The organism is Moraxella sp. K127, from assembly GCF_015223095.1.
Taxonomy (GTDB): Bacteria; Pseudomonadota; Gammaproteobacteria; order Pseudomonadales; family Moraxellaceae; genus Moraxella.
In genome coordinates this window covers 1-11,249 of record NZ_JADFBZ010000070.1, presented here as the reverse complement: position 1 = coordinate 11,249, position 11,249 = coordinate 1, and the positions used below count along the sequence as shown (strand labels likewise).

Below are 11,249 nucleotides of genomic sequence, written 5' to 3'. Positions count from 1 at the left end.
GAGCCTGTCCTTGAATCAGCTAACAATGACACTTCTAAAGAAGATATTGGTCTTAAAGACGCCAGTAACAAGCCACGTTCTAACTTGATGAGCGATGTTGAGCTTAATGGCTTTCAAAATACTGGTGAAGGTGCTATTACTGGTACTTTGGGTAACCGTGCTAACAAAGATATTGTTGGTGCAAAAATTATCCAAGGCCGTGACGCACAAGGTGTTTGGACTTGCCAAATTGACAAGCAATCAGCTACAGGTTGGAAAGACAAGTTCATCCCAACTGGTTGTACAGCTAAGAAATAATCTAATCTTAGATTGCAAAACACCACTCCTTATTGAACCGACCCCCAAATCTTAGACACCAGATTAAAGGTTAGGTTTAAGTCAAGTGGTTTGACTAAGGACTAAGTTTCTGTACTGTTCTTTGAACTTGACAGGACTTAGTCCTTTTAGTTTGGTCTTTATTCTATCATAATTGTAGTAGTGTATGTACTCATCAATCGTTTGTTTAAGTTCATCAACTGAGCTAAACTTTGTGTCTTCATAAAAGATTTCTTCTTTAGGCGTCCCAAAGAAGCTCTCAATAGGAGCATTATCAAGGCAGTTCCCTTTTCTTGACATGCTTTGGGTTAAGCCTTGTTCTTTTAGGGTTTGTTGATACTGGTGCATTTGATAGTGCCAGCCTTGGTCTGAATGAATGATGAGCTTGTTATTTTCATTGTTCTTACTGTTCTTATCATACCTATCTGCACCACCTAACTTTAATAAAGCATCATTTAACATCTCTTTGACCAATGCGTATGTTGGTCTATCCTTTGTCGCATAACTGACAATCTCACCATTAAATAAGTCCATGATGGGCGAACGGTTTTTGTATGATTTTGATATGAATTGAGTGTGGTTAGACTTGAATGTGCAACCTGAGCTGGTACGCCAACGCTTCTTTGAGTGGCGGTTTTTCTTATATTTGATGTTAATCACTCTTTTTAAGAGATGTTAATAGCGGTTGCTGATGATGTATTTACATAAAACACCACCCCATAAAGGAGTGGTGTTTTTTGGGTGGCCTTGCTAATTACTAAGTTTTGTGCAACCAGTTGGGATGAACTTGTCTTTCCAGCCAGTACCTTTACCAGTTACTTTACATGACCAAACACCAGTAGCGTCACGTTCTTGAGAAATTACAGTACCATGAATATCATTGTTAGCATTGCCACCGATAGTGCCTGAAATCATACCATTGCTTTTACCTTCTGTAAAGGTAGAAGATACAGCTGATAGCAAGTTAGAGCGTGGTTTTGATGATTCACCTAGACCCAAGTCAACTTCTGTAATGCCGTCAGCAGTAGGGTTAACCACTGGAGTCTTACCCTCAAATAAAGCAGCATCTGCACCAGTTTTACCAGCAGCCAGCTCACCTACCACACGAGTAGTTTGAGACTTAGAAATGTAGTCTTGGTAAGCAGGCAATGCGATGGCAGCTAGGATACCAATAATGGCGATTACAATCATTAGTTCGATAAGGGTGAAACCTTTTTGAGCGTTCATAATGAACTCCTTCGTTCATAGGGGCGATATTGCCCAGTTTATTTAGGTTAACTGATTAGCAACTTTAAACATATTTGCCAACCTTATACTCATACTGTTGCATTGTCTGTGCCAACTTCTTGGCGGATTTGGGCTGTTTTTGGAAAAAATAGGCAAAATTGAGAAAATTTTAAGAATTTTGTCTAAAAAATAGACAGATTTTTTGCTGTTTTTTAAAAATGTTTAAAATTTATACATATTTTTTCTTTTTTATCGAAAAAATTTTTAAAATTTGATGTCTGGTAGGTGATTTTGGGTGACAATTTTTGTCAGTTTTGGATTTTTTGACATTTTTTGGCAGGTTGGGCTGACATTTTGGTGGATGTGCCAATTTTTGGCATGGACAAAAATTTTACCTGTCAAAAATTGTTGCCAAAATTTGTCATATTAGCCAATTTTTGACACAAATGGACACTGACATGGCATTAATGTGTCATGTGTGACGATTTTTGTCAATGTTGATAAACTGGCATAAGATGATGTGAAATGGGTGATCATCACAGATCCATGGCGAGCATCAGATTCGCTGGCTGTAAATTCATTTTTATCAAAAAAGCCCCGAACATGTTCGGGGCTTTGGTGATGGTGGATTAGTACTTTTGGTCTTCGGGGGCTTGCTGTTCGGCGGTGGCGGTGTTGCCTGTTACGGCATCAGTGGCACTGCTGGCAGCCCCTGTCACGGCATCGGCGGTGGCGGTAGCAGCATCAGAGACCACGCCTGCGGCAGCTTCGGCGGTATTTTTGGCGTTCTCTACGCCATTATTTGCCACGTCATGAGCGACATTAGAGACGCCTTCAGCGGTCGCGTTGGCGGCAGCTTCGGCCTCGGCGGCCACAGTGTCAGCAGCGGCTTTGGCGTTATTGGCGGTGTCGGTGGCAGCAGACTGAGCCGTCTCAGCAGCTTTGTCGGTGGTCTCTTTGCTACATGCAGTCAGAGCAAGGGCAGCGACAAGCGTGGTTAGGATTAATTTTTTCATAAAAGCACTCCAAAGGAAGTATGTATTAGTATGGCAGTACATCTTTAAAAGTGATAAAAACACCAAAATTTAAAGATGCCTTAAACTCCAACATAGTTTAGCAGAATGATGGTATTTGGCAAGGGTAAACATAAAAAATGCAACAAAAATTAACAAAGGTTGTTGTATTTTATCATTTTTATATAAAAATCATACACTTATCAAGGTGTATCTAGTGCGGTGATGGCGGGCAGGGGTTTACCTTCGACAAATTCTAGGAACGCCCCGCCCCCTGTGGATAGGTAATCCACACCATCTGCCACGCCATATTTGTCAATGGCAGCTAAGGTATCGCCACCGCCTGCGATGCTAAATCCTTCGCTGTCCGCCACCGCTTGACAGATGATGGCAGTGCCTTGACCGAATGCGTCCACCTCAAACACGCCCACAGGCCCATTAAATAGAATGGTTTTGGCGGATTTGATATGCTCGCCCAGCTTACTCGCTGACTCAGGGGCGATGTCTAGTATCATGTCATGCTCGCCAATCTCATCCACCGATTTGACGGTGGCAGTCGCATGAGTCAGCGAACCCAAAAAGTCATCAAAATCAATCTCGCCTTTGTCCGCGACCACGACATGAGTGGGTAGTAGGATGTTTGTTTTGGCCATGATGTCACGAGCGGTATCCACAAGGTCGGCTTCATATAGGGAGGCACCGACATTTTTGCCACTCGCCACCAAAAAGGTGTTGGCGATACCACCACCGACTAGGATACTATCGCATAGCTTAGCTAGGCTGTTTAGCACGTCAAGTTTGGTGGACACCTTTGAGCCACCCACGATAGATAGCACAGGTTTGGCGGGATTGTCTAGGGCTTTGGATAGAGCATCAAGCTCGGCAGAGAGTAAGTTACCTGCACACACAAGCTTACCGTCTGCGATACACGCACGAATCACCCCTTCGGTGGACGCTTGGGCTCGGTGAGCGGTGCCAAAGGCGTCCATGACAAAGATGTCGCATAAGTCGGCGTATTGCTTGGACAGCTCGGGACTGTTTTTCTTCTCGCCGACATTAAAGCGGACGTTTTCTAGCAGTGCCACCTCGCCTGCCTGCACCGACACGCCATTATCCAAATAATCGGTGGAGAACGCCACATTCACGCCCAGTTTGTCCGCCAAATAGTCAGCAATCGGAGCCAATGAATATTTGCTCTCGCTCTCGCCTTCAGTGGGTCTGCCTAAGTGTGAACAGACAATCACGCCCGCCCCTTTATCAAGGCAGGCTTTAATGGTGGGTAGGGAGGCTTGCAGGCGGACATCGCTCGTGATGATACCATCTTTGATGGGTACGTTTAAATCTTCACGGATAAGGACGGTCTTGCCCGATACGTCTAAGTCAGAGAGATAAGTAATGCTCATGGGTCTTCCTTTTGGTCATGATATAAATGGTGACATAAAGTAACGCTATTTTAGCATAATTTTTTGGATTTTCTCAATGTTATCATGACAGAAAATGATGGTATTTTTTATAATGATGTCATTTTTTAAAAACCATCAGTCCCATGTTTCTAGGTAGCGACGCCATGCTCGGCATTTGGCTGTGACCATCTCAGGGCTGTGGTGCAGGATGTCCGTGGTCACAGCGACATAATCAATGGGTATCTCACCGACCTTTTGACGAAGCTCGTCCATGCTATTTAGACTTATCCCGCCAATCAGACACAGGGGCAGACCCACGCCATTGGCACGCATCAACGTCTCGGCACTGACGGTTTTGGCAAGCGGTCTTGCCATAGAACCAAACATCGCCCCCATCGCCCCGTAGCTCGCCCCTTGTTTTTTGGCTTCTCTAAACAGTGCCACGTCGCCATGACAACTTTGACCAACATACACATCATCGCCAAGCAGTTCACGCACCATGCGAACATTGCCCGAACTGGTCAAGTGTAGCCCTGTATTAAAATGCACCGCCAATTCCAAGTTTTCATTGATGACCGTGGGAATGTCATATTTATCCGCCAAACTAATGAGAATCTCCGTCTCTTGATAGAGTGTAATCAAATCAAAGACATGAGCGGTCTGATGACGGCGGATTTGTAGTAGTGATACCACGCCTGTATCAAAGATGCGTTCTAACTTATCACTTAGGGTGTGAATGTCTTCATCATTGGTGAGTAGGTACAGTTTGGGGGCGGTCATGGGTCATCCTTGGGAGTGGGATTGGTTGGTATCGGTACCATATTGGTATCGACACTATATTATAGTCATTTTGTCAAGATAACAAACAAAAAAGACCCAATGGTCGGGTCTTTTTGTTTACCATCAATAGGGCAATCAATAACGATAAGCCAACTGAGTTAGGATGTCCTCGGCATCGTCCCAACGGCTGTTAGAAGCACTGGCACCGAGTAGCACGACAACAGCAGGACGGTTATTGACATGTGTCTCCATCACATAGCAATAACCTGCCTCACGGATAAAACCTGTCTTTGACACGCCAATCGGATGCCCGCCTGCACGGATGAGACGGCTGGTGTTTTGGGCTTTGTAAGTGCGTGCACCCGAGTTATAGTTATTGACATAAAAGTCATAGTTTGGGGCAGTTGAGAAGTTACGTACGGTCTGATAACGTGGGTCAGAGTTCACCGCACGCATCATCTTCACTAGGTCGTTCGCTGATGAGCGGTTGCGTGGGTCTAGACCTGATGAGTCTGAATAACTGGTGCTGTTCATGCCTAAGCTTTTGGCTTTTTGGTTCATCGCCCAAATAAAGTTGTCATAGCCACCAGGGTAAGTACGGGCGAGAGCTTTGGCGGCGGGGTTTTCTGACTTCATGAGCATCAAAAGCATGAACTCGCTACGACTCATGCGGTCGCCTGAACGTAGGTTGGAACTTGCCTTTTTGGCAGCGATAAAATCTGACGGTTCAATGACAATCTCTTCACGCATGTCAAGCCCTGCATCCATCAGCACCATCGCTGTCATGACCTTGGTTACTGATGCAATAGAACGTACGGCATCGGCATTTTTTTGGTAGATGGGCTGACCAGTCTGTAAATCCACCACGATGGCAGCAGCAGAGCGAGTGCTGACTGGCAACTGCTCAGCATAGCCACTGCCATAAGTTGAAGACTGCCCATACGACTGTATGGGGAATGGCTGAGAGACGGTCGTACCAGCAGGCATGGGCGTTCTGGTGACCTGAGTGTTGGTGTAGCCTTGGTTGTAGGTGTTGGTGGGGGTTGTATTGGTGTTGCCATATGTACGAGTTTGCTGGACAGTGGTCGTTGCAGGTGGGACTGATGGAATCTCTTGGACTTTTACCGCTTGCATATTTTGGGCATCGCCCTTGCCGATATAGATGGTCTTTTGCTGACTGTTATCAACCAAAAAGGCATGGGCAGACACTGTCATCATGGAGATGGCAGACAGGCTTAGCACGCAGGTTAGGTGCTTGGGGCTGACTTTTTTAAAATTAACTTGCTTCATAAGTTCCACTCTCGGCTCATTGATGGGGTTGCAGGATTGATTTTCTTGGGCGACAACCTTGTTTACAAGAAAATGCCTAAGCCACTTGCATTGACATCAACAAACCGTCACATCAATGACATCGGCAACACTGGTTTTTGCGAAACGGACAAATACATTTAGACCGTCTCATCGTTTTTATTCTAACATAACAAGACCACTTTTTTATGTTAAAAATCAAAGTTTTTGGGTAAATTTGTAAGCAAATTTAACACATTTTTGCCCCCGCCTTTGCCCTGCCACACCATCCTTATTGGCGTAATAATCAGGCAAGTATTTTGCAACATTTTTGCAAAAAATCATCTGGCTTGGGCAACATTCATGGCAATTTTTTGTTAAAAAAGTTGCTAAACAAATTGCTAGATGAAGGTTTAATTGTTAAAATTGTCAAACCGTACAGACAATAACCAAACATCAATCTTAACCCAAATCAATGAAACCGTTGCAATTTTTGAGCCATTTTGGATGATTTTTTGGATGATTTTTTGGATTTGAGTGTTTAATTGTACATAAGACAAACAATCCTGATGTGATTTAGACAGATTCCACTCCAATCTCAACTTTATATCAGCGGTTGATTTGTCTGATTTGCCCGATTTATCAAGGGCGAATTGTAATTTACACACAATAAACTTTAACATTACCACAAATATAATGATGTTTGGGTGTAGGGCATGGTAAATATCAAGCTGGTCGGGTGCACCCCATAACCCGAAAAATAATCATTGAAAAATCAATAAGTTGTAACTTTAAGTTAAGATCAAAGTAGTTAAGTTTTATTTAAGATAAGGTGGGCAAAATGACAATAAAAGTACTCATCGTGGATGACCACGAACTTGTCCGCACAGGCATCAGTCGTATGCTTGGGGACGACCCCGAGATTGAAGTTGTGGGCGAAGCAGGCTGTGGCGAGACGGCAGTGGCAATGACTCGTAAGCTCGCTCCTGATGTGGTGCTCCTTGATGTTAATATGCCCAACATCGGTGGCGTGGAAGCAACTCGACGTATCAAACAGCTGGATGAATGTATCAAGGTGGTGGTGGTGTCTAGCTTGGTCGCTGAGCCTTATCCATCCATGCTTTTAAAGGCGGGAGTGGACGGCTACATTACCAAAGGCACGCCCATTGGCGAGATGATAGTCGCCATCAAAAAGGTCAAAGCAGGGGGGAAGTATTTTAGTCATGAGATTGCTGATGTGCTTGCCCAAAATATGCTTGACAAAAAAACCAACCCCTTTGATGGCTTGTCCGAGCGTGAAAAGCAGGTCGCCATGATGGTGGCAAACTGCCAAAGTGCCAGTCAGATTGCCGACAGCTTATTTGTGAGTGTCAAAACCGTAAACACTTACCGTTATCGCATTTTTGAAAAATTGGGCGTGGACTCTGATGTCAAGCTCACTCACCTTGCCATACGTCACGGACTGGTCAATACATGAGTCCATCTCCCATCAGACACACCAAAACATGGGTACGAAGACTGTGGTTTTTGTCCGCCAACGTCCATGAAGAAGCTCTCATCTCCACGATGCGTGTGCGTCAAGTTGGGCTTACCTACGCCGCTTACCGCTTTGTCATCGCCAATTTTTTACTGATGGCAAATTTTTTGTTAAGCCGTGATGGCGTGGGTCTGCCCACACAACCTGACTTTGTAGAACAGATGCTATTTGGCATTTATGTTATTGTGGCGTTGGTGCTATTATGTGCTTTTTTTGGGGTAAAAAAACGATTAAGGCTACAACTGTTGGCAGGCTTTGTGATAGATGTTGTTTTTTTGACCTTATTTGCACTCTACGGTAAAATCAATGATTTTCAAATAACCCTGCTATACATGGTCGTCGTCGCTGCAAGCTATATGTTGCTGTCTTTATCCCGAGCGACTGTCATCACACTCATGACCATCTCAGCACTCATCTATCAGCAGTTTTTTGTTTTTTTCTTTAAGACAGCAGCGATTGAAAAAAACCTACTGACCATCAATGACAGTCTGCTGTTGTCGGTGAGTTTGGTGGCGGTAGGATTTTTAAGTTGGTCCATCTCTCAGCGACTTGCCAAAGCCGAACAGTCGCTTCTTGACCATGCTGATGAAGTAGAAAAACTTCACACCATCAATCAAGCCGTCGTCAAAAACATGGTCAATGGCGTGCTGGTGTTAGACCCCAAATGCAATATCGTCATGATAAATAATGCCGCTCAACGTCTTTTGCACCTGCCCATTGATGATAACGCCTGCGACAGCCCCGCCAAAATCATCGAGCTGTCTCGCATCATCATCAAACAACACCCCAAAATCATCGGCTGGTATCGCTCACTGGCTCCCAACCAGTCATCTGAACTTATCTACGACCTACCGCCCAAAATCCATAATCATGCTCATATCAATCAAACACACCTTAGCGATAAGTTACGCATCAGTTCCAGACCCCTGCTTGAACATGGTCAAATTCTCATCATCGAAGATCTAAGCCGTGAACAAAGTCACGCCCAACAGCTAAAACTTGCAAGCTTAGGTCAGCTCTCTGCCAGCATCGCCCATGAAATCAGAAACCCCCTCGCCGCCATCAGCCAAGCCAGTCAGCTACTCATGGAAGATGTGCGTGATGATGATGTCAATGCTGAGTTTTATGAGATGATTTACCAACAGACCAAGCGGGTCAATTCTATCATCTCGGATGTGCTAAGCCTGTCTCGCCAAGAGATGCCCAACCAGTCGCCCCTAGACGCCCCAAATTGGGTACGGCAGTTTTTGGCGGAGCAGTATCCACACGAATTCATCATCGTAACAGGCGACACCGCCAAGCCCATCTTGTTCTATTTTGATGCCAATCAGCTAGAACAAGTCATGACAAATCTCGTCAATAATGCCTTGTACCACACCATTCATCAATTCCATGATAATGATGTGGAGATACGCCTAACCAAAACCAAAACAGGAGCATTTATTGATGTGCTAGATTATGGCGAGGGTGTGAGTGAGAAGGATTTGACCAATCTTTTTAATCCCTTTTTTACCACCAGTAAAAAAGGCACAGGACTGGGACTTTATCTGTCACAATCATTTAGCGAGGCCAATAACGCCAAAATCCGCTATTTTAGAGAGAATGATAAAAGCTGTTTTCGTCTGATTGTCTCTAATACGCCTGTTGCTTAGCGTATGGTTTTGGGGCATTGGGTGCATAAATATTCATCCAAACATTCACATTTTTGCTGATAATTTTGCCAAGAATTTGCTAAATATTGGGTTTTGTGTAAAAATCCTATATAATAGTCCACATCTAAGTTATTGGAAACATTCATGCAAGATAAGCCGCTCGCCCTAGTTATTGATGATGAAGCTGACCTATGTCGCCTGATGCAAATCACCCTAAACAAGATGAGCATAGATACACACGTTGCTTATGATGTGGCAAGTGCCAAAGGTTTTTTGGCAGACAATCACTATGATTTTTGTCTCACCGACCTTGCCCTACCCGATGGTTCTGGTATGGAAATTGTGGAGCTTATCACCAAAACCACCACAACGCCCGTAGCAGTCATCACCGCCCATGGCGATGTAAATGTTGCCATTGAAGCGATGAAAATTGGTGCATTTGACTTTGTCAATAAACCACTGGACTTACCACGCTTACGCCAACTTGCCAAATCTGCCTTAAAGGCTAATGAATCCATCATTCAAGACACCAAAAGCATCACAGCACAAGAAAACAACAACCCAAAACAAGATACCAACACCATCATACCATCCAACCCATTGACAGGCAATTTGCTTGCACCCACAGAAAATAATACCCAAATCAACCAAGATGGGCGTCAAAGAACCATAAAAAACACCACCAAAAAAACCACCGCTGTCAGCGATGATGATATTTTTGGCGGTCGGCTTATTGGTGATTCTCGCCCCATGAAACAGCTGCGTTCTACCATCAAAAAATTAGCCCGCTCACAGGCACCAGTATTTTTATGGGGAGGTTCGGGTACGGGCAAAGAAGTGGTTTCACGACTCATCCATGACCTAAGCGGTCGCCGTAATGGCAATTTTGTCCCCGTCAACTGTGGTGCGATACCATCTGAATTGATGGAGAGTGAATTTTTTGGTCATAAAAAGGGCAGTTTTACCGGAGCAACATCGGACAAAATCGGACTGTTCCAACAAGCTGATGGTGGCACACTGTTTTTGGATGAAGTGGCAGATTTGCCACTTGCCATGCAGGTCAAGCTACTTCGTGCCATTCAAGAAAAAACCGTGCGTGCCATCGGTGACACCAAAGAGGTGCCTGTGGATATCCGTATTGTCTGTGCCACGCATAAAGATTTGGCGGATTTGGTACAAAAAGGGGCATTCCGTCAAGATTTGTTCTATCGTATTAATGTCATCGAGGTCAAGTTGCCCGCCCTAAATGACCGCCGTGATGACATTCCCATGCTTGCCAAGCATTTTTTGGAGATGATTGCCAAAGATTGGGGGCTTGACAATCTTAGCCTAACCGATGATGCCATAGACATGCTGACATATCATAACTTCAAAGGCAATGTACGTGAGCTTAGAAACATCTTAGAGCGTGCCGTTACCATGAGTGATGGCGATGAGATTGATGCCCATCATCTCATGCTTGATGACATGGCAAATGTATCAGATGATAACACCTCATCATCTGATTTTGACACACAAGATGATGACGCCATCACGCCCTACACATCCAAACCCTTAGTGAACACAGTCAGCCCCACCATGACCAAAGCATCGCCCTACCATGACCAGAGACCGATCTATACCGCCAATACCATCATCAAAGAAACCAAGCCCGTCACCCAAGGTCTAAACATCATCGCCTCTGCCAACTATGGCACACCCTTATCTGTCCCAAAACCCCAAAACTCCAACCCATCTAAAACACATGATGACAGTCAAGCCTCTGATAAGTTGGATTTGTCAGATGAAGATTTGGTAAACAGCAACCTACCCAGTCAAGGGCTAGAAGCTTATTTGCTTGATCAAGAACGCCAAATCATCTGCACCGCCTTACAGCAGGCAGGGGGTAACAAAACCCAAGCTGCCAAACTGCTTGGTATGACCTTTCGTTCTCTACGTTATCGCATGAAAAAACTGGACATTGATGATGGTGATGATGAATAACCCCAACGCATCTGACCCATCAACCACAAAAAACCAAAAAAAGGGGCATGAT

At 44.6% G+C, this 11,249-nt stretch carries 9 protein-coding genes and 1 pseudogene; 4 read left to right on the top strand and 6 right to left on the bottom strand.

Annotated elements, in window-relative coordinates:
- Positions 1-297, top strand: a 297-nt coding sequence (locus IM753_RS12040; protein ID WP_194109381.1) for a pilin, incomplete at its 5' end; no start/stop codon positions are given.
- Positions 298-378: 81 nt separating this feature from the next.
- On the opposite strand, the pseudogene IM753_RS12035 reads toward IM753_RS12040, so the two are convergent.
- From IM753_RS12035 to IM753_RS12010, 6 genes and pseudogenes are all read right to left on the bottom strand, one after another.
- Positions 379-858 (bottom strand): annotated as a pseudogene (locus IM753_RS12035) (IS3 family transposase); the annotation flags it as partial.
- Positions 859-1,065: 207 nt separating this feature from the next.
- Positions 1,066-1,542, bottom strand: coding sequence for a pilin (locus tag IM753_RS12030; protein ID WP_194109379.1), 477 nt, complete (start codon positions 1,540-1,542; stop codon positions 1,066-1,068).
- 629 nt (positions 1,543-2,171) lie between these two features.
- A complete protein-coding gene (locus IM753_RS12025; RefSeq protein WP_194109378.1) occupies positions 2,172-2,558 on the bottom strand; it encodes a membrane lipoprotein lipid attachment site-containing protein in 387 nt (128 codons plus the stop codon).
- A gap of 200 nt (positions 2,559-2,758) precedes the next feature.
- Positions 2,759-3,958, bottom strand: a complete 1,200-nt coding sequence (locus IM753_RS12020) for a phosphoglycerate kinase (protein WP_065256720.1) — start codon at positions 3,956-3,958, stop codon at positions 2,759-2,761.
- A 135-nt stretch (positions 3,959-4,093) separates the two neighbouring features.
- Complete coding sequence (locus IM753_RS12015) at positions 4,094-4,738, bottom strand: thiamine phosphate synthase (protein ID WP_194109377.1); 645 nt, start codon at positions 4,736-4,738, stop codon at positions 4,094-4,096.
- Between the two features lie 135 nt (positions 4,739-4,873).
- Entirely contained in the window at positions 4,874-6,028 is a 1,155-nt protein-coding gene (locus IM753_RS12010; RefSeq protein WP_370582650.1) for a D-alanyl-D-alanine carboxypeptidase family protein, read from the bottom strand.
- Positions 6,029-6,866: 838 nt separating this feature from the next.
- Between IM753_RS12010 and IM753_RS12005 the strand changes: the two genes are divergently transcribed.
- The 3 genes from IM753_RS12005 (at position 6,867) to IM753_RS11995 (ending at position 11,197) form a co-directional block, all read left to right on the top strand.
- The gene (locus IM753_RS12005) at positions 6,867-7,502 is read left to right on the top strand and encodes a response regulator (RefSeq protein WP_062499239.1); all 636 of its coding nucleotides are present in this window, start codon (positions 6,867-6,869) and stop codon (positions 7,500-7,502) included.
- Positions 7,499-9,214, top strand: coding sequence for a PAS domain-containing sensor histidine kinase (locus IM753_RS12000; RefSeq protein ID WP_194109376.1), 1,716 nt, complete (start codon positions 7,499-7,501; stop codon positions 9,212-9,214). Before IM753_RS12005 ends, IM753_RS12000 begins: the two co-directional genes overlap by 4 nt.
- A 144-nt stretch (positions 9,215-9,358) precedes the next feature.
- On the top strand, positions 9,359-11,197 hold the full coding sequence (locus tag IM753_RS11995) for a sigma-54 dependent transcriptional regulator (protein ID WP_194109375.1): 1,839 nt from the start codon (positions 9,359-9,361) through the stop codon (positions 11,195-11,197).
- Positions 11,198-11,249: the final 52 nt, after the last annotated feature.

Excerpts from the sequence above, each read along its gene's own strand:
- IM753_RS12025 (WP_194109378.1), bottom strand. The coding sequence starts at position 2,558 with ATGAAAAAATTAATCCTAACCACGCTTGTCGCTGCCCTTGCTCTGACT.
- IM753_RS12000 (WP_194109376.1), top strand. The coding sequence starts at position 7,499 with ATGAGTCCATCTCCCATCAGACACACCAAAACATGGGTACGAAGACTG.
- IM753_RS12015 (WP_194109377.1), bottom strand. The coding sequence starts at position 4,738 with ATGACCGCCCCCAAACTGTACCTACTCACCAATGATGAAGACATTCAC.
- IM753_RS12030 (WP_194109379.1), bottom strand. The coding sequence starts at position 1,542 with ATGAACGCTCAAAAAGGTTTCACCCTTATCGAACTAATGATTGTAATC.
- IM753_RS12005 (WP_062499239.1), top strand. The coding sequence starts at position 6,867 with ATGACAATAAAAGTACTCATCGTGGATGACCACGAACTTGTCCGCACA.
- IM753_RS12010 (WP_370582650.1), bottom strand. The coding sequence starts at position 6,028 with ATGAAGCAAGTTAATTTTAAAAAAGTCAGCCCCAAGCACCTAACCTGC.
- IM753_RS12020 (WP_065256720.1), bottom strand. The coding sequence starts at position 3,958 with ATGAGCATTACTTATCTCTCTGACTTAGACGTATCGGGCAAGACCGTC.
- IM753_RS11995 (WP_194109375.1), top strand. The coding sequence starts at position 9,359 with ATGCAAGATAAGCCGCTCGCCCTAGTTATTGATGATGAAGCTGACCTA.